Below are 17,748 nucleotides of genomic sequence, written 5' to 3' on the forward strand. Positions count from 1 at the left end.
TTGTGCAGGTCGACAGGGGTGTTGCTCCTTTGTTCCGACGCAATGGGATGTTTCGAGGATCTGCGGGGTTTAGGGTTGCCGGGTGATTTTCCGTGATGGTGTTGAGCTGGGAAATGAGGCTGCGCGGCTGTTGGCCGAGCGGAGCGCGAGCCTGACCCGGTGCAGGATCGAGCCTGGACTGACCGACGACGAGTTCGCTCAGATCGAGCGCGAGTTCGGATTCGAGTTCGCCGATGACCACCGGGCTTTCCTCGCCACGGGCCTTCCCGTGAGCGTGCCGTTCATCGATCCTCCGGGTGTCATCAGTGCATGGCGGGAACCGTGGCCCGACTGGCGCGACGGCGACCGCGACAGGCTGCGGGTCCGGCTGGCTGGACCCGTCGAAGGCGTGCTGTTCGACGTCGAGCGCAACGGGTTCTGGTCCGGCGAGTGGGGTGCGCGTCCCGACATCCGCGACGAGGCGGTCTCGATCGCTCGCGCGGCTCTGGCCGGCGTCCCGACCCTGGTCCCGGTGTTTGGGCACAGGTTCCTGCCGTCCGGGCGTGGCACCCTCGGCCATCCCGTCTTGTCGGTTCACCAGACCGACCTCGTCTACTACGGCCTGGACCTGCGTGACTGGGTCGGCCAGGAGTTCGGCGGCCCTGGACTTGACCGCAGGGACGACGCGTGGAATCCGCAGGCGACGGCGCGATTCTGGCGTGATCTGCTGTGACGGCAGCCCTCGTCGTCACCCGGAACGGCCGGTAAGCTCGCTCCGTGTCAGAGCCGAGGTCCGAGAAGCGCAGGCCCAGGCCCTTGGGCGAGCTGAGCGACATCTTCGACTTCCTCGAAGAAGTGCGTCTCCGTCCGGGGATGTGGGTGCGCTCCCTCGACGAGCTGCACTCTGTGCTGTGCGGATACCGGGTCGCACTGGAGGTCCACGACATCGGCGAGGAGTTCGACTTCTGGCCGATTGGCCCGTTCGCCGAATGGCTGTGGACGAGGCTTGGGCGACACAGTTCACTCGGATGGTGGGTCGAGATCGAGCGGGAGGCCGAAGAGCTCGCCCGTGACCCGATCGAGCTGTTCTTCACGTTCGTCGACGAGTTCCGCCTTGAACGGCGGTCGTCGGAAACGGACGTGGTGTAAGGGTTCTGGTTCAGGAGATCTCCTTGCTCTCGGAATCATCTGATGGCCTCCGCAGGCCGCCGGTGAGGGCTGTGGGGGGTATGAACGCGCTGGTCGTGCCGAGTTCGACAGGTGTCGGTCCGGCCGGGGTGGGGATGCCGGCGAGCCGTTCGATGAGTGCGGCGATGACCTCGCGGTCGCCTTCGAGGGCCTCCTTTTCCTCGTCGGTGAGGCTGAATTGTTCGAGCATCTGCTGGATGCCGTCCTTGACCGCGAGCAGTTGGCCGCGGCTGGACTCCTTGGGGATGTAGAAATCGCAGTGGGCGCAGGCCAGGCGGTGTGGGCATTTGGCGAAGAAGTCGTAGCTGCAGTAGCCCTCGCCCAGGTCGTAGTACTTCCACGGCTCGTCGCCTGCGGCGGCGGCTCCGGTGAGGATGCTGTCGCGATCGATGAGGACCTGGATGGTGCGCATGTTGCGGGCGAAATAGTCGGCGCGTTTGTAGGCCGCCGACAGGGTCCGCTGCAGGATCTTGGCGTAGTGACGGGTGCTGGACGGGTGCTTGTGGCCCAGCCACTGCTGCAGGTCGGCGAGGGACAGCGGCTCCTTGGCGTTGAGGAGTTGGGTGGCGATGGTGGCGCGGGCGCGGTGGCTGGTCAGCGCCCCGCGGGAGTTGGATTCGGGGATGCCTGCCTTGGAGCACAGGATCGGGATGAGCTTGTCGTTCAGGTAGTTGGGGCCAATAAGCTGAGCGCGGTAGCAGAACAGGTGCTGGCGGCGCTGGCCGGTCTTGCGGTCGGTGATGTCCGGCTGGGCTGGGCGGACACTCTGCCAGGCGTCGATGAGCTCGCCGACAACGGGGTCGACCGGTTTGGAGAAGGCTCCGGAGGTCTTGTTCGCCGGGATGTGCAGCAGGCAGACACGATAGGTCTCGCCGCTGTCCGCGTCGTCGGCCTGGTCCCAGCGGACGCAGTCCAGCTCCAGACGGCGGATCTCGTCCATCCGAAGGCCGCCGAACAACCACACCCCGACCAAGGCGCGGATCATCTCGATCGGGTAGTAGTTGGCGTGCCATCCGGCGGCCTTTTCGGCGGGCGTGCCGTAGGCGAGCATGTCGTCCGAGGTCAGCGTTAGTCCGGCCGCCATGAGCTTGGCCCAGGCCGCATCGTCGATGATGCGGGGGTCCGGATCGAGACCGGCCCGGGCCGACAGCGGCAGGCTGAGCACGCGGCGCGGATCGAACCGCGGCGTGATCCACTCCCACTCGATGAGGTCGCAGAAGAAGCTGCGGATCGCATCGATCCGGCCAGCCTTCCCCCGCACGTTCAGCGGCTCACCCACTCGGGTGCGGTTGCGGTTGAAGCCGGCCCGCTGCCCGCGAACGGTGGTCATCGTGTCCGCGATGTACTCGGCGGCGATGTCCCGCGTCCAGTCCTGAGGGCTCGTCGCCTCGGGATGCTTCTCCGCCGCCCATCGCCCGGCCACCAGCAAAGACGGGAACTTGGTGTGGATCGTGCTCTTCTCATTGGTGGAGAACCGCTGCCAGCGCAACACGAACTCCACCCACTGCGGCGGCACCGAGTCCAGGGTCTCCTGTCGGGGACCACGTTGCTGGTGGTTGACCGTCAGCGGTTCGGGGATGTACCCGTTCGCCGCCAGGACCCGCGACATCCTGAACCCGCGTCGGCGTGCGTTGGCTGCAGGGTTGTCCGCGACCAGGTCCTCCAGCAACTTCAAGCTCACGTCCTTCGAGTGCGGGCTGCCAGCGATGAGCAGGGCATCGAGCACGGAGGCGCGGACCAGCTCGGGAGGGGACTTCGGGGCCGACTCCCAACGCTCCAGCAGCACCGAGACCTCCGCCAGAGCTGGCTCGACGGCTCCGGCACCGAACACGAAGTCGGCGAGCGGGGGCAGCTTGGGCATCCCGAGCCTGTGGTGCAACCGCCAGTGGTCGCCGAACAGGTAGGCCCAGGCGACCAGGTGCGCCCGACGGCGGTGTCGATCTTCTCCGGTTGCTTCGGTGATGAACCTCGTCCAGGTCTGCTCGTCCCACGCCCAGTAGGCAAGACGATGCCGGCTCATCTTCAGCAGCAGCATGTTGCGGGCCGAATCGACCAACGAGTTGTCCCAGTCCACCGAGACGGTATCGAGAGGGTCGATCAGGCGGGCCAAGGCCGTGCGGTTCCGCGCATGGACGACCCGGTGGTCCATTCCGGCCAGCCGCCCGAGCACTTCCCGCCCCTCATCCGTCAGTTGCGGCATCTGAGCTTTGACCTGGGCGCAGTACTCTGCGAGGGGCACCGGCACCGGCTGAGTAGCCGCGCTCATCGGGTTGCCGCCAACTCCGCGAGCAGCTCCTCCCGGGCCTGCTGGACCGACGCCGATGCACGGTGCAGCCTCGCGGCCAACTCGCGCCCGGACAGGTGGATGTACTTCATCGTCGTGGCCAGGTCTCGATGCCCGGCATATTGGGCGATCTGGTCGATCGTCCACTCCGCCCGAGCCAAGTCGGTCTGCCGCAGGTGCCGGAAGGTGTGCGTGGACAATCGCGCCAGACCGCTGCGTTCGCTGATCCCCTCCACGACCTTCGACCAGCTCGACTACCCCAGCGGGGCGCCAACGTTCCGCTTCGACTCGCTGCGCAGCAAGGCACCGTCCAGGCGCCCGAACCGCTGCCGGCGATAGGCCAGGTAATCGGCGAACAACCGGCTACTGGCCTGGCCGTATGCCACCTCGCGGGACCGCTTGGACTTCGTGGTCTCGGCCCGCAGATGGATCAGCGAGTATGCGGGCTCGAAGTCGCCGACGTCTAGCTGCACCATCTCCTCCCGGCGCAGCGCACCGGATGGCGTCCTTTGAAGCGGTGTAACTGATCAGGCGGTCTTCTTGCTTCGTGGCAGTGCCGTCGGTCCGGTGATGACGGCGGTGGTTTCGGTACCGAGTAGTTCGGCCATTGAGGATTCGGATAGGTAGCGGCGGTCGGTGACCTGCCATTCGTCGTGAAGTTCGGCCAAGACTGCGCCGGCGAGGCGTTCCAGGGCGGCAGGGTTGGGAAAGACTTGGACAACGTCGGCTCTGCGTTTGATCTCGCGGTTGAGGCGCTCAAGGGGGTTGGTCGACCTGAGCCTGCCGAAAACCTATGCCACCTGGTGATATTCGTGGAGTAGGCCTCCAGCGTGGTCATGTCGGCGGGCGCGGAAGGTGTCAATGTCGACGAGGTTGTCCGGGCGTGGTTTCAACGGCGCAGTCTGGTCTATCGCCTGGTGGGGGCGATGCCGGTTGTAATGGTCCTCATACTCGTGCAAGAGCAACATCAGGTGTGGGATGTTCCAGATGAGCGTGCGGTCGGTGAGTTCGGCGCGGAGGCTGCGGAACCAGCGTTCCATTATCGAGTTCTGGCGGGGTACGCGGACCCCGGTGTGGATCACCTCGATGTCGGCAGCGCTGAACACCGCGTCGAAGGCTGCGCTGAAGGAGGCGTCCCGGTCGTGGATCAAGAACTTGGCCTTGGTTCCAGCGTCGTCCAGGTCCATGACCAAGTTGCGGGCCTGCTGCACCACCCATTCGGTGGTGGGGTGGAAGGTCGCGCCGAGCACGCGAACACGCCTGGTGGCGTGCTCGATCACCGCCAGGACGTAGGCTTTGGATCCGTTCAGTAGGTCAACGACGACGAAGTCGGTTGCCAGGATCGCCGAGGCTTGGGAGCGTAGGAACGCGGCCCAGGTCGGGCCGGTATCGCGTTGTGGCGCCGGGGAGATTCCGGCGTTCTTGAGGATCTCCCACACGGTGCTTGGCGCGACCTTGATGCCAAGGCCGGCGAGTTCCCCGTGGATCCGGCGGTACCCCCACGACGGGTTTTCTTTGGCCAGCCGTATGACCAGGGCTGTGATGTTCCTGTGGGTGCGGGGCCGGCCAGGTCGTTTGCGATGCGATCGCCGTGCCCAGCGGCGGCGTAGCAGGTCGCGATGCCACCGCAAGAGGGTGCCCGGCGTGACAATCAGCCGGATGTGATCTACGTGGCTGCGGGGAAGGGGTCTGGCGAGCAGGAGCAGCCATGCCGGTCGGCCCAGGTGAGTTTCCGGGCCAGGCGTGGATCCCGGCGCTGAGCGACCGCGAGCTGGTGCCGCAGAATCAGAATCTCGACATCCTTCGCTGTCGAATCCCGGGTGAGCAGGCTCAGCAACACGAAGATCCGAGTCGCCAGCAAGTAGATCAACCGTAACGACACAATCCCACATCATCCCAGCTCGCAGCAGTTTTCGGCAGCCTCAGGACCAGGCGCGTGCACATCCTCGGGGTTACCGAGCATCCCACCGCGGCCTGGGTGACCCAGCTGGCCAGGAACTTCCTGGCCGACGCCGGCGAGCGGTCCGACCGCTTCCGATACCTGATCCGGGACCGAGACGCCATCTTCACCGCTGCTTTCGACGCCGTCTTCACCGCCGTAGACATCGAGTTTAAGAAGTCCGCGCCGCAGTGTCCGAAGATGAACGCGTTCGCGGAACGCTGGGTGAAGGCGATCCGAGTCGAATGCACCGATCGCATGCTCATCGTCGGTGACCGCCACCTGCGCCTCGTCCTGGAGCAATACGCGGAGCACTACAACGCCGGACGTTCGCACCAAGGCCGCGGACTGAGCCTGCGGACACCGTTAGACGATCCCCACGTCATACCATTCCCGGCCCAACGGATCACCCGAACGAAGATCCTTGGCGGTCTGACGAACGAATACCACATCGTCGCATAACCCCAGATCAACGCTTCGGCAGGGTTATTGAACCCCGCAGGCGCGCCGAGTTCGACGCACGAGTCGGACCGGTCCGCGACGCGCTGGCTGTCGCCGGCCGGGACTGGACGCGGTTCGTCGAACGCACGGTGGAGGAAGCGCGACAGCTCGGCGAGCTGGCTGCGGACTCCGACGCCGGTCAGCTCGCGTTGAACTCAACGCGTTTCTGGACGCGGCGAACGCGGCCTCTGTCATGCACGACGACCCGGCTGCGTACGACCGAGCCCGGACCGCCATCCGTTCCCGGCTCCAAAGCGTCGCGACCGAACCCCGAACAGTGGTCTGACCGGCCGCCCTTCGCCGTGGGCCGCGGAAACGCCGCTCAGCCGCCGCAGACCGTCACCCTTCTCCCGGGCGGCGGCGACGTCATCCTCTACCAGGGCCGAGCGCGTCGGAGCGTGGATCCTGGCGGACGAGGTCTACCGGGGCACCGAACGTCTCGCCGACCGGATCGCGCCGACGTTCTGGGGCCGCGGCGACAGGATCGTCTGCGTCGGCAGCCTGTCCAAGGCCTTCGGCCTGCCGGGGCTCCGCCTCGGATGGCTCGCGGGCCCGCCCGGAATGGTCGAGGCAGCCTGGCGCGTCACGAATACGGGACCATCGCGGCCGGCCGGCTGTCGATGCACCTCGCAGAGATCGCGCTGACTCCGGCCGTCACCGAGCGTCCGCTGAAACGCATCGCGGACTGATTCGCGCCGGCTACGACCGGTTGGAGAGCTGGATCGAGGGGAGCGGGGGAGCGTTGTCGACCGTCCCGCCCGAGGCCTCCGCGCTGGCCTTCGTCCGCTACCACCTTCCGCTGTCCAGCCTTGAACTTGCTGACGAGCTGCGCGAGAGCGCCGGAGTGCTCGTCGCACCGGGGATCCACTTCGGCGTGGAGAACCATCTCCGGATCGCCCACGGCTTGCAGCCCCACTATCTCGATGCCGCGCTGGCCGGCATCACGAAGGTGCTCGTTGCGGCGTGACTGTCGCCCTTTCTGCCAACCGGTATCGCAGCGGCCTTCCAGCCGCTGCGATCCTCGCCGGCGCCTCCGCATGGCCCGCATCTTGCCTGGTTCGCAGGCACTGTCTATTATCCCAACATGTCTTTGGATTAGGCTGAGCCGGCCCTCGTCCCGCTGGTCTGAGGCAAGAACCCTTCGCTTTCACAGATAGGCAGGTGAAGGCAGGGGACCCCGGCGCCGTCGGGCGACCACTGCCGCGCTCCGTGATTACCTACATCATCAGGCGTCTGTTCTCAGCGCTCGCGCTGCTCTTCGCGATGAGCTTGATCACGTTCTTCATCTTCTTCGTCTTCCCGCGCTTGGGCGGGCAGACGACGGAGTCACTCGCGGAACAGTACGTCGGCAAGACCCAGAGTCCGCAGGCGATCGCCGGTGTCATCCACCGCTTCGGATTCGACCAGTCGGTCTGGGTGCTGTACGGACGTTTCATCAAGGGCATCTTCTTCGGGTACGACTACGACATCGGAACGCAGATGGCGCACTGCTGGGCGCCGTGCCTCGGGTACTCGTACAAGACCAACGAGCTGGTCTCCCACAGCATCGGCCAGTGGTTCCCGGTGACGTTCTCCCTGGCCATCGGCTCCTCGATCCTGTGGCTCGGCTTCGGTATCGCCGCCGGCATCGCCTCCGCCCTGAAGAAGGGCACCATCGTGGACCGGGTCGGCATGATCACGGCGCTGGTCGGCGTGTCGCTTCCGGTGTACCTCGTCGGCCCGCTGCTGATGCTGGCGTTCGTGTTCAACTGGCACGTCTTCCCGGACCCCGGCTACGTACCGTTCTTCAGGAGCCCGGTCGACTGGCTGACGCACCTGCTGCTCCCGTGGATCTCCGTGGCGTTCGGCCTTGCCGCCCTGTACGCCCGCCTCACCCGGGTAGGGATGCTGGACACCATGAACGAGGACTTCATCCGCACAGCGCGGGCCAAAGGCCTGCACGAGCGGACGGTCATCTTCAAGCACGCGCTGCGCGCGGCGCTGACCCCGATCGTCACGATCTTCGGCATGGACCTCGGTTTCGCCCTGGGCGGCGTCGCGCTGGCCGAGCAGGTGTTCAACCTGCCGGGCATCGGGCGTCAGGCGGTCGACGCGGTGTCCCAGTCCGATCTGCCCGTCCTCTTGGGCATCACGGTCGTGGCCACGGCCTTCATCGTGCTGGCGAACCTGGTTGTCGACCTGTTGTATAGCGTCGTCGATCCTCGGGTGAGGGCGTCGTGAGCCGAAGATCCTCCGCCGGAGCGGGCATGCCGCACATCTTGTGTGCCAGGTAAGCGGTACCTATTATCCCAATATGTCTTTGGATGATGCTGGGCTGATTCCCCTTCGAGCGCTGGCCAATCCCCTGCGCCTACGCATCGTGTCGTTGGTGACCGGTACGGCGATGTCAGCGACCGAAGTAGCGGAAGAGCTTGGCATCGCACACGCGTCAGCGAGCTATCACCTGCGACAGCTTGCCGCCGCCGGGTTCCTGCAACGGGTCGAGGACGTCAAGGACCCGGCCCCTCCCGGCCGCCGCGGGCGGGCTCGATTGCTCTATCAATACGACCCGGCCAGCGCCCACCGCCTGGATCCTTCCAGCGGTCGAGAGCTGCTGTATGAGGCGACATTCACCGACCTTCGCCGCCGATTGCCTTTGATGACCAGGCAACGGTCGACGACCGACATCGAGGTGTGGGTGGGCCGTGAGGTCTGGGACGAGGCATGCGACCTGGTCAAGCAGGCAATACAGCTCATCCATGACAGGGCCGGTCAGCCGCGGGCTGAGGGAAGCGTGCATGTCAGTATGACGGCGTTTATGTTCGAGTTGGACGACAGCGCATGAGCACCAGCATCCTTTCCCGGCTTCCGCGCGATAATTCGACGCCGAGGCCATCGCGGACCTGGCCGAGCGGTACGGCCGGCTGCTGGCCGACGTGGCCGCCCATCCCACGGCGGTACCGCCGCCGTCCCGGTTCCGGTCGCCGGCCGCGGCCGCGCGCCCGGCGACCGACCCGCCTCAGCCGCTCCAGCCCGGGCAGTGGAGCCTCCACGCGACGACACCGGCCGGCGCTCTCGCCGAACAGGCGCTTGCCATGGTGGCCCAGGAACTCGGGATCGCCGTCGACGCCCTGGGCCCGGACGACGACTTCTTCGCGGCCGGCGGCAGCTCGGCGCTCGGCGCCCGCCTCGTGCACCGGCTCAGAAGCGAACTCGGCGTGGCGGCGAGCCTGATCGATCTCTTCGACGCTGTGCCACTAGATGCGAGCAAGGAACGGCTCGTATGGCAAGTGATTGAGAGAGTTGACACGCAGGCGATCCCGGTGATCTCGGAGTTCTCTACGCTTCGTAATCACCGGAGGATCCGTGCCTGCCGTCCCGTCATCTCTGTTCGAACCACTGGGGGACCAGTTCGCAGCTCTGCTGCCTGAGCGTCCGGAGTTCGATCCGGCCCACCCGTGGGGCTGCCACCGCCGCCGTATCGCCGACCGGGTGGTGTTCACGCACGTCGTGGAGGCCCTCGTCCACGGCTCAGGCTACGAGCGCATCGCCAGCGAGCAATGCTCGGCCACCACCATCCGCCGACGTTTGAAGCAGTGGGCGGCCCTGGGTCTGGCCGAGAAACTGCACGCGATCTGCCTGGCCGCCTACGACAAGATGGTCGGGCTGGAGCTGGACGACCTGTCCGCCGACGGCTGCCACACCAAGGCCCCGACCTGCGGCGACAAAGCCGGCCGCAGCCCGGTCGACCGCGGCAAGCAGGGCCTGAACCGCTCCACGCTCGTCGAGATGCACGGAATCCCGCTGGGGATCGCCTCGGCGGGAGCGAACCGCCACGACTCGGTGCTGCTGGAGCCCACCATCACCGCCGCCGAACAGCAACTGGGCCCGTATCGCGCCTTGCCTGACCAGGCGCGAGCCCATCTGGACTCGGCCTACGACGGCAAACCGTCCCGCAAGGTTCTCTGCGATCACGATCTGGTCGGACAGATTGCCGCCAAAGGCCTGCCCCGCGCCGGTCCAGGTCGGCTGCCGCTGGGTCGTGGAGCGCACGCAAAGCTGGATGAACGGCTATGACAAGATCCGCCGCTGCTCCGAACGCGACGGCCAGGTCGTTGGCTTCTACCTCTACCTGGCCGCCGCGTTCGTCACCGTCCGTGCACTCATACGTCGAGCACGAACCCGCTACCGCTGGGACACCCGACCCACCTCACGCCGACTCCGGTAACCATCTACTGGCGGTCGCTCTAAGAACGCCGAGATCTTGGCCAGACATCGTGGCCAGCGGGGCTCCGGTTTCCCGAGGGATCCCATGGCTATCATGCCTCTGAGGCCAGGGGGTTGGATGTTCGAACGCGAAGAGCTTCTCGCTGCCGTCGCTCGGCGCATCGAGCAGGGGCCGGGCGGCCCGGACGGCTATCTGGACGTGAGCGTCGTCATCGAATCGATGCAGCTCTCGCAGATCCTGCGGGACGAGGACGGTGCCGCTGAAGAGTGGCATCAGTTGGCCGTTCTGCACTGGCTGCGCTTTACACACCCCGACGGCGGTTTCCAGCATGACCTCTACAACGCCGTTCAGGCCTTCACCCCGTGCTTCAAAGCCGGCCTGGGTACCGTGCCCGCTCCCCTCCTGCCGGCAGTCGCCGATGAGGCCGGGGCGGAAGCGGAGGCGCTCCTGGTAGCCGCTTTGGCCAGTCCCGATGCCGACGCGCTGACGGAGGCGATACGCTTTTGGGAGCGGATGGTAAGCGCGACTCCGGTTGGCCTGCCGCAGCGGGTCGGCCGGCTCAACAACCTGGGCGCCCTACTCCAGACCCGCTCGGAGCTGACCGGGTCGGACGAGGACTTCGACCGGGCGATCGAGAGCTACCGGCAGGCGATCGCCACGGCCCCTATGGCCCGGGCAAAGGCCGCCGGCATCCACAACAACATCGGCACTGCCTTTCTCAGCAGGAGCGAGCGGAGCGGCACAGCCGCAGACCTCGAACTCGCCATCGACGCGCTGCATGAGGCCCTGTGGCTACCCGCCGGTGATCCGGACCGTGGCACCGTCGTGGTGAATCTCGCGGACGCACTTGAACGCCTGGCCGCCGCGACCGGTGACCCCGGCGGCCTGGACGAAGCCGTCCGATGCCGCCAGGAGGCCGTGGAGCTCGTCGGGCCGGATGATCCGGCGTGGCCCGTCCGGTTGGGACGCCTGAGTGCCACACTTCGCAATCGGTACACATTCTCGGGTTCTCCCGCCGATCTCGACGCGGCGGTGGACGCGTTGCTCGGCGCAGCGGCCGGTCCGGATGGCATCCGGTATCTCCACATGCTCGGCAGTGCGCTCTACATGCGGTTCACCGAGACGGAATCGTCCCCGGACCTGGACGCGGCGATCGCTTTCCTGAGCATCGCGGCCACGCCGGGTCCGCACCACGACGGTTCGGACAGGGCCGTGGTCCTCGGCAACCTGGGAGCGGCACTGGCGGCCCGGGCCTCGCGGGACGATTCGCCCGAGGATCGTGACATGGCCATCGCCGCCCTCCAAGAGGCAGCCGACATCGCTCGACCGCAGCGACCAGGCATCCTGGGCAACCTGGGCGAGGCGTTGCTCGACCGGTTCAGGCAACGGGGAGACGCCGACGACCTCGAGTCCTCGATACGCGCCTTCCAAAAGGCGATCGACCTCGCGCCCCCTGCTTCCCAAGAAGTGTTCGCAGACCTCGTGTCGGGCTTGTCCCGTGCTTTGTGGCGTAGATACGAGTGGGGCGGTTCGCTGAACGACCTGAACGATGCCATTGACGGTCTCACCTCCCTGGCCGATCTCCCCGACGACGCACCGGGCAAGATCGCTTCGTTGGCCAACCTGGGCTCGATGCTGGAGTCACGGTTCGGCAGGCTCGGCGAGGTCCAGGATCTCGAGCTCGGGATCCGTCTTCACCGGCGCGCGGAAGCCCTCACCCCCGCAGACCATCCGAACCGGCCCGACGTCCTTAACAATCTGGGAACCGCGCTGAGGGTGCGTTATCGCCGGTCGGGCGACGCATCGGACCTTGAGGAGGCGATAAGCCTCCTGACAAGCGCGGCCCATACAGCTGCCGGAGATTTGAGGGCGCTGGTCCTCCATAACCTTGGCGCCGCGCTCGGGACCCGGTTCCGCCGGACCGGCGACGTTGCAGACCTTGACGCCGCCGTCGAAAAGCACCGGAACGCTTCAGTCCAGGCCAGGCCCGCCGATCGGCCGGGAATTCTCAGCAGCCTGGGCCAGGCACTGCTCAGCCGGTTCGAGTACCTGGGTGGGCTCGATGACCTCGAGGCCGCGATCCAGGCAAGCACCGCTGCGGTGGACGGGGCGTCTGACGGACACCCCGACCTGCCTCGGTATCTCAGCCATCTGGGCACCCTCCATGAAGCGCGGTTTGATCGGCTGGGCGCACTGGACGACGCGGGCGTCGCGATCGCCTGCGGGCGGAAGGCCGTCAGGGCGACGCCGGAGGATCATTTCGAACGGGCCGGATACCTCATCACGCTCGGCAATGTTCTCCTCAAGAGATACGCGGCAACAAAGAACGGCGCGGACCTGCAGGAAGCGGTAGAGGTGTCGGATGAAGCGCTTCGCCTGATTCCCGAGGAAAGCGCCGAACGCGGCATCGCTCTGAACCTCGCTTCAGCCGTGCGGGCAAGCCGTTTCAAGGTGTTCCAGGACAGGGGGGACGCTGATGCCGCCGTCGCCACCGCCGCCGCGGCCCTGGCCTCTACGCCGTCCGGTCAGAGCTACGTCGCCGGGTATCTCAATACTCTGGGGAATGCTCTCTTCACCCGTTTCGAAGGGTTCGCCGATGCACGGGACCTCGAGGCGGCGGCGACCGCCTTCGAACAGGCCGCGGCGGAGCCGACGGCGCCTCCGTCGTTCCGGATCCGGGTCGCCTGGGCCGGTACCCATATGCTCGCTGAGCACGAGCCCGCACGCGCCGCGAACCTCCTGCACGGCGCGGTGCGGTTGTTGCCGGAGGTCGCACCGCGTCGTTTGAAGCGTGACCAGCAGCAGGAACGGGTGGGTTCGTTCCAAATGCTGGCCTCCGAAGCAGCTACGTTGATCCTTTCGGACTCGTCGCGGCCGGCTCACGAACGCGCGGCCCGTGCCCTGGAAGTGCTGGAGATCGGCCGGGGAGTCCTGCTGGGGCAGGCGCTGGAGACGCGCAGCGACGTCACAGAACTCAGCGAGTCCCGACCCGATCTGGCGTTGCGTTTCGAGGCGCTGCGCGACGCCCTGGACACGGCTGTGGAGACCGCGGGGCCGGATGGCGAGGAACGGACACGCGAGCAGCTCGCGGCCGAATTCACCAGCGTGCTTCAGCAGATTCGCGAGCTTCCGGACTTCGCAGCGTTCGGTCGGGCGCCGACAGTTGAGGCCATGCTCCGCGAGGCGGCCCATGGCCCAGTGGTGACGATCAATGTCGGCCTCGACCGCAGTGACGCCGTGCTCCTCACGTCCGAGGGTGTCCGAGCCATCGAGCTGACCGGCGTGCGTTTGGAGACCGTCGTGGACCAAGCGCTGGCTTTCCATGACGCCCTGGACGTTTGCCTGGACAGGAATACCTCCCTCACGGGCCGGGCACAGGCCGGTAAGCAGCTCGACAAAGTGCTCAACTGGCTGTGGGATGTCGTTGCGGGCCCCATCCTGGACAGCCTGGGAATGGTTCCCGTCGACGGCGCACCGCTGCCACGCCTTTGGTGGGCGGTGAGCGGGCTGCTCAACCTCCTTCCGTTGCACGCCGCGGGCTATCACGGCGAGGGCGGCGCTCGCACGGTCATGGATCGGGTCGTCTCCTCTTCCATCCCGACAGTTCGTGCCCTCAGTCATGCCCGGCGGACGGCAAGACCGGAGTCGCCAGCGAATCGCTCACTGATCGTGGCGATGCCCACCACGGCCGGTCTTCCGCACGGAGACCTTCCCAACGCCGGGGTTGAGGCCGCGCAGGTGGCGAGGCGACTACCGGGGCCCGTCGTGCTCAGCGGACCGGATGGTTCCAGCACTGGGCAGGATGCGTGGCCCACTGCCGAGAACGTGCTCAGCCGCCTTACGAACTGCTCTTTCGCCCATTTCATCTGCCACGGCTTTAGTCACGCTGACGACCCGTCGCGAAGTCAGCTGCTCCTGCACGACCACGACGAGGATCCGTTCACCGTCGCAAGACTGGCAGCGGTCAAACTCCGCGACGTGCGCCTGGCGTACCTGTCGGCCTGCGAGACCGCCGCCACCCGCAACCTGGAGCTCATCGATGAGGCGATACATCTCGCCGGGGCCTTCCAGTTGGCCGGGTTCCCGCAGGTCATAGCCACTCTGTGGGCGATATCAGACAAGTATGCCGCGTCCGTCGCCGACCTCTTCTATCGCGGCCTGACCCAGGAAGGAACCGCGCCGCCGAACGCTGAGGAGGCCGCCCGCACGCTCCATGCGGTGATCCGCGCCGAACGTGACAAGTCCCCCCTGCTCGCCTACCAATGGGCCGCCTATATCCACACCGGAGCCTGACCCGAGGTCCCCAGTGGAGTGGGCATCGAGATGACCGAATCAACGGAAACGAAGGACATGTGAGCATCGATATCAGGGTCAAGGTGGCGAGTTTCTGCCGCGAGCTCGAGGACGGCACGCTGGAACAGCTGGTGCGGGCAGCCGGCCAGATTGCGGTCTATGAACAGGCGCGGACCTCTCTGGAGACCGGCACGATTGATGAAGCCCTCGAATCTGATCTCGACGCGCTGAACGCGGCCGTGGAGGACAGTACCGGCAGGGGCTTCTATCCTTCCGGGCTCCGGATATACACGCCGCTGCCGGGCGCCGCGGACGGGCACGGAGCCCGTGTGTGGGGCTGCCCGTGGGAGGCTTGCACTGGACGCGGCCGGGTCAAAGCGGGTCAGAACACACCGATATGTGCCGCCACAGGAAAACCGCTGACACCGAAAGCCATCGTCGAGTGAATGGCTTCCTGACTGAAGTCGCCAAGAAGGCCGTGGAACGGTGGGCCGCTCTCTTGGCACTGCCCGGATTGCTTTATCTGTCCACTGCCGTCGTCGCCCACTCGCTGCGCTGGCGGCACGCCTTGGACGTGGGTCGCCTCACCAGGCAGATCAGTGTCTGGGCGAAAGACCCGAATCTGCGGACGGTGGGCGGGACGATGCTCCTGGCCGCCGCGGCCCTCATCGGTTCGATGGCGGCGGGGCTGGCCTCGTCAGCGCTCAGCCGCGTCATCTCGCGCATCTGGACGACGCCGGGCCGGCGGCCACCGGCCAGTTGGTTCGCACAGTGGCGGCGGAGCCGATCGCGACGGGCGAAGGAGAAGGCCGACCACCCACTCGCGACGCCGGAGCAGATCCGCTCAGCCATCGCCCGAGCCGACCGCATCTGTCTGATCGAGGCGGACCGGCCCACGTGGGTCGGCGACCGCCTGCGCGCCTGCCGGCTGCGGGTGGAGCGCGCCTACGGTCTCGACCTCGACGCGATCTGGCCCAGGCTCTGGCTGGTGATCCCGGACCCGACCAGGAACGAGATCGTTGCGGCGCGCGACGCCTTTTCCAGTGCGGCCCGTCTGATGGCGTGGGGCGTGCTGTATCTGCCGCTGACGATCTGGTGGTGGCCGGCCGCCCTGGTGTCGGGCGCCATCCTGGTCAGCGCTCAAGTCATGACCCGCAGCAGCACGGAGGTCCTATCCGAGCTCATCGAATCCGCCGTCGATCTCCACGGCCGCGCACTGGCCACGCAACTCGGCCGACCCAAGTCGGATTCACCCGTTTCCGTCGACGAAGGCCGGATGCTCACCACTCAGACCCGCAAGTCGCGGTGGGACCCCGCATCGCCCCTCGCCGAATGATGTCAGACCGGCGGCATCAGATGCTCCCGGCGAGGACATGGGTCAGCGAGGGATAGGTGAAGTCTGTTCACCGCTGCACGAGAACCGGCCGGGAGCGGCCGGCCTGCTGCATCGTGATTAGTCCCAGCTCCTCGCGGCTCAGCTGGCGTCCCCAGCCCTCGGTGTTGTCTGACAGGTCGTCCCGGGCGGCTTCAGCCGGGTGGGTGTAGCAGTGCCACATGACCCGCGACAGTCTGTCCAGGCATATCGCCACCCGCAGTGCCACGTCCTGCGCCAGGTCGAGCGGCAGCGCCGTCACTGTGAACCCGACGGCGCCCGCACCGGGGGCATGCGCTGCCAGGAGCAAGCGCTGCTCGACGTCCACTGCGTACCGCGTTACAGAAGCCTCCGCAGGTTCGAATCGACTTCGGGTCCGCCCCCATTGTGTTCCTACGGGCACCGCTGCCACTGTGAAGTGCGAAAAGTCAGAACAACCGGCCCTCGGCGATCGCTCGAAGGGGTGACGGCTCGCCAGCCTCGCGGACGGGAAGTGACACGGCGGCACGGCCGAAAACAGCCTGTGACCACACGGACTCTGTACGGGCGCTACCACATCGCTACCACATCGGGTGTTTTCGACGACTTTGATCTTGACCCCGAGTCGAGTCGTCGAGTCGGGAAACGCAAAATCCCAGGTCAGAGACCTGGGGTTAGTGACTTTTGAGTGCCCCCGGCAGGATTCGAACCTGCGACCATCGGATTAGAAGTCCGGTGCTCTATCCACTGAGCTACGAGGGCCTGGCGGCGATGCGGGCTCATCTTAGCGGGTCGGCGAGGGCTTTCCGGCCGACGTTTCGGGGCCGGGACGGCTGTGGCCCCGCCGGTGGGCGGGGCCACAGCGTGGCTGGGGTCAGTCCTCGGTGGCGAGGATGGTGTGGAGGTCGCGGCGGGCGGCGGCCAGGATGCCGCGGGCCTGCTCGCGCCGGGTGTGGTCGGCCGTGCTCATGGCTGCCAGGTAGGCGTGGGTGAGCTTGTGGAGGGCGCGATGGGCGCCGGCCAGGGACTCGGTGAGCGCCTGGTGTTCGGCCGGGGAGTGGCGGTCGGCGAAGGTGCGGCGGCCGTACTCGGAGTGGCGGTCGGCGCGGGATTCGCGGATGGTCTGGCGGTCGGTCCGGGCCGAACGGCCGGAGCGGGTGGAACGGGTGGAACGGGTGGATCTGTCGGACTGGCCGGTCCAGCCGGGGCGGCGGTCTGCACGCGAGGTGCGGTCCGAACGGCGGCGGTCTGAGTCGCGCCGGTCCCGGTCACTCCGGTCTGAGTCGCGCAGGTCCCGGTCACGCAGGCCCGAGTCACGCCGATCCCGGTCACTCCGGCCCCAGCCACGCCGGTCCGAGTCGCGCCCGTCCCAGTTGCGCCCGTCCCAGTTGCGCCGGTCAGTGCGGTCGCCGTCGGGACGGCCACGGTACGTGCCGCGGGTGCTGCGGTCGGAGTCCCATTCGGTGCGGCGCTCGGCTCGGCGCTCGGCTCGGCGCTCGTCTCGGCGCTCGGCTCGGCGCAGGTCGCGGTACTCGTCGCGGAGGTGGTGGCGCAGTTCGCGGGTTTCGCAGCCGTTGTGCTGGCTGAGGGCGAAGTCGCGAGGGTTGCGGTCGCCGCGGCGGCTGAAGCCGCGCTCGTTGCGGGGGTCGAAGTCGCCGTCTCGGTCGAAGCTGCCGTCGCGCGAGGTGCGCTTACCGCGGCGGCCGAACTCGCGAGGGTACTCGCTGTGCTCGTCGTGCGGGCCGAATCCGACGGTGCGCGGACCGTGGCCACCACGTCGGCGGCCGCCGGCGCGGCGATCGTCGCGCTCGGGGCGGCGGCCGAAGTCGGGGCCGAAGCTGCCTTCGCGGCTGAAGTCGCGCTGGTCGGAGGTGCCGTCGAAGGTTCGGCGGCGGGGGCCGCGGCCGCTGTTACGCGGGGCGGAGGCGCGAGGCGCCCACTCGGCGGAGGGGTGGGCGGAGTGGTTGTGGTTGGGGGAGTTCATGCGAAGTCCTCTTCTCGCTGAA

17 protein-coding genes, 1 tRNA gene and 3 pseudogenes are annotated in these 17,748 nt (G+C 67.1%); 13 read left to right on the forward strand and 8 right to left on the reverse strand.

The window, feature by feature from the left end; genetic code table 11:
* The first annotated feature begins 82 nt into the window (after positions 1-82).
* Together ABD466_RS08960 and ABD466_RS08965 are read left to right on the forward strand one after the other, a co-directional pair.
* Positions 83-712, forward strand: a complete 630-nt coding sequence (locus ABD466_RS08960) for a hypothetical protein (RefSeq protein WP_344656489.1) — start codon at positions 83-85, stop codon at positions 710-712.
* 83 nt (positions 713-795) lie between these two features.
* Positions 796-1,128 (forward strand): hypothetical protein, encoded by a 333-nt coding sequence (locus ABD466_RS08965; protein ID WP_344656490.1) that lies wholly within the window; start codon positions 796-798, stop codon positions 1,126-1,128.
* A gap of 10 nt (positions 1,129-1,138) precedes the next feature.
* On the opposite strand, the gene ABD466_RS08970 is transcribed toward ABD466_RS08965, so the two are convergent.
* The 5 genes and pseudogenes from ABD466_RS08970 to ABD466_RS08990 all read right to left on the reverse strand — a co-directional run bounded on the left by ABD466_RS08970 (position 1,139) and on the right by ABD466_RS08990 (position 4,890).
* On the reverse strand, positions 1,139-3,367 hold the full coding sequence (locus tag ABD466_RS08970) for a tyrosine-type recombinase/integrase (RefSeq protein WP_344656491.1): 2,229 nt from the start codon (positions 3,365-3,367) through the stop codon (positions 1,139-1,141).
* A gap of 62 nt (positions 3,368-3,429) precedes the next feature.
* The gene (locus tag ABD466_RS08975; protein ID WP_344656492.1) at positions 3,430-3,687 is read right to left on the reverse strand and encodes a tyrosine-type recombinase/integrase; all 258 of its coding nucleotides are present in this window, start codon (positions 3,685-3,687) and stop codon (positions 3,430-3,432) included.
* Between the two features lie 18 nt (positions 3,688-3,705).
* Positions 3,706-3,927 carry a hypothetical protein gene (locus ABD466_RS08980; protein ID WP_344656493.1) on the reverse strand — a complete coding sequence of 74 codons (222 nt, stop codon included), beginning with the start codon at positions 3,925-3,927 and terminating at the stop codon, positions 3,706-3,708.
* A 51-nt stretch (positions 3,928-3,978) separates the two neighbouring features.
* Positions 3,979-4,233, reverse strand: a pseudogene (locus ABD466_RS08985) (transposase); the annotation flags it as partial.
* Positions 4,234-4,242: 9 nt separating this feature from the next.
* Complete coding sequence (locus tag ABD466_RS08990) at positions 4,243-4,890, reverse strand: integrase core domain-containing protein (protein ID WP_344656494.1); 648 nt, start codon at positions 4,888-4,890, stop codon at positions 4,243-4,245.
* Positions 4,891-5,387: 497 nt separating this feature from the next.
* Between ABD466_RS08990 and ABD466_RS08995 the strand changes: the two genes are divergently transcribed.
* The 11 genes and pseudogenes from ABD466_RS08995 to ABD466_RS09040 all read left to right on the forward strand — a co-directional run bounded on the left by ABD466_RS08995 (position 5,388) and on the right by ABD466_RS09040 (position 15,727).
* Complete coding sequence (locus ABD466_RS08995; RefSeq protein WP_344656495.1) at positions 5,388-5,852, forward strand: integrase core domain-containing protein; 465 nt, start codon at positions 5,388-5,390, stop codon at positions 5,850-5,852.
* Between the two features lie 26 nt (positions 5,853-5,878).
* Positions 5,879-6,031, forward strand: a pseudogene (locus tag ABD466_RS44395) (TetR family transcriptional regulator C-terminal domain-containing protein); the annotation flags it as partial.
* A 265-nt stretch (positions 6,032-6,296) separates the two neighbouring features.
* The gene (locus ABD466_RS09000) at positions 6,297-6,536 is read left to right on the forward strand and encodes an aminotransferase class I/II-fold pyridoxal phosphate-dependent enzyme (RefSeq protein WP_344656530.1); all 240 of its coding nucleotides are present in this window, start codon (positions 6,297-6,299) and stop codon (positions 6,534-6,536) included.
* Between the two features lie 97 nt (positions 6,537-6,633).
* On the forward strand, positions 6,634-6,858 hold the full coding sequence (locus tag ABD466_RS09005; protein WP_344656496.1) for a hypothetical protein: 225 nt from the start codon (positions 6,634-6,636) through the stop codon (positions 6,856-6,858).
* A 242-nt stretch (positions 6,859-7,100) separates the two neighbouring features.
* Positions 7,101-8,111 (forward strand): ABC transporter permease, encoded by a 1,011-nt coding sequence (locus ABD466_RS09010; protein WP_344656497.1) that lies wholly within the window; start codon positions 7,101-7,103, stop codon positions 8,109-8,111.
* A 73-nt stretch (positions 8,112-8,184) separates the two neighbouring features.
* Positions 8,185-8,715 carry an ArsR/SmtB family transcription factor gene (locus tag ABD466_RS09015; protein WP_344656498.1) on the forward strand — a complete coding sequence of 177 codons (531 nt, stop codon included), beginning with the start codon at positions 8,185-8,187 and terminating at the stop codon, positions 8,713-8,715.
* A gap of 91 nt (positions 8,716-8,806) precedes the next feature.
* Positions 8,807-9,301, forward strand: a complete 495-nt coding sequence (locus tag ABD466_RS09020) for an acyl carrier protein (RefSeq protein ID WP_344656499.1) — start codon at positions 8,807-8,809, stop codon at positions 9,299-9,301.
* A pseudogene (locus ABD466_RS09025) lies at positions 9,237-10,098 on the forward strand (IS5 family transposase). Before ABD466_RS09020 ends, ABD466_RS09025 begins: the two are co-directional and overlap by 65 nt.
* A gap of 117 nt (positions 10,099-10,215) precedes the next feature.
* The gene (locus tag ABD466_RS09030) at positions 10,216-14,391 is read left to right on the forward strand and encodes a CHAT domain-containing protein (RefSeq protein ID WP_344656500.1); all 4,176 of its coding nucleotides are present in this window, start codon (positions 10,216-10,218) and stop codon (positions 14,389-14,391) included.
* 59 nt (positions 14,392-14,450) lie between these two features.
* Complete coding sequence (locus ABD466_RS09035) at positions 14,451-14,837, forward strand: hypothetical protein (RefSeq protein WP_344656501.1); 387 nt, start codon at positions 14,451-14,453, stop codon at positions 14,835-14,837.
* Positions 14,834-15,727 (forward strand): hypothetical protein, encoded by an 894-nt coding sequence (locus ABD466_RS09040; RefSeq protein WP_344656502.1) that lies wholly within the window; start codon positions 14,834-14,836, stop codon positions 15,725-15,727. Before ABD466_RS09035 ends, ABD466_RS09040 begins: the two co-directional genes overlap by 4 nt.
* Before the next feature lie 67 nt (positions 15,728-15,794).
* Here ABD466_RS09040 and ABD466_RS09045 read toward each other — a convergent pair whose 3' ends face one another.
* The 3 genes from ABD466_RS09045 to ABD466_RS09055 all read right to left on the reverse strand — a co-directional run bounded on the left by ABD466_RS09045 (position 15,795) and on the right by ABD466_RS09055 (position 17,726).
* Positions 15,795-16,091, reverse strand: coding sequence for a hypothetical protein (locus ABD466_RS09045; protein ID WP_344656503.1), 297 nt, complete (start codon positions 16,089-16,091; stop codon positions 15,795-15,797).
* 340 nt (positions 16,092-16,431) lie between these two features.
* Positions 16,432-16,504 (reverse strand) — tRNA-Arg (locus ABD466_RS09050).
* Between the two features lie 112 nt (positions 16,505-16,616).
* On the reverse strand, positions 16,617-17,726 hold the full coding sequence (locus ABD466_RS09055) for a hypothetical protein (RefSeq protein ID WP_344656504.1): 1,110 nt from the start codon (positions 17,724-17,726) through the stop codon (positions 16,617-16,619).
* Positions 17,727-17,748: the final 22 nt, after the last annotated feature.

The organism is Catenulispora subtropica (genome assembly GCF_039531675.1).
Taxonomy (GTDB): Bacteria; Actinomycetota; Actinomycetes; order Streptomycetales; family Catenulisporaceae; genus Catenulispora; species Catenulispora subtropica.

What these genes read in the sequence shown, in the direction of transcription:
- ABD466_RS08970 (WP_344656491.1), bottom strand. Translation starts at nt 3,367, where the DNA reads ATGCCGCAACTGACGGATGAGGGGCGGGAAGTGCTCGGGCGGCTGGCC.
- ABD466_RS08980 (WP_344656493.1), bottom strand. Translation starts at nt 3,927, where the DNA reads ATGGTGCAGCTAGACGTCGGCGACTTCGAGCCCGCATACTCGCTGATC.
- ABD466_RS09030 (WP_344656500.1), top strand. Translation starts at nt 10,216, where the DNA reads ATGTTCGAACGCGAAGAGCTTCTCGCTGCCGTCGCTCGGCGCATCGAG.
- ABD466_RS09055 (WP_344656504.1), bottom strand. Translation starts at nt 17,726, where the DNA reads ATGAACTCCCCCAACCACAACCACTCCGCCCACCCCTCCGCCGAGTGG.
- ABD466_RS09015 (WP_344656498.1), top strand. Translation starts at nt 8,185, where the DNA reads ATGTCTTTGGATGATGCTGGGCTGATTCCCCTTCGAGCGCTGGCCAAT.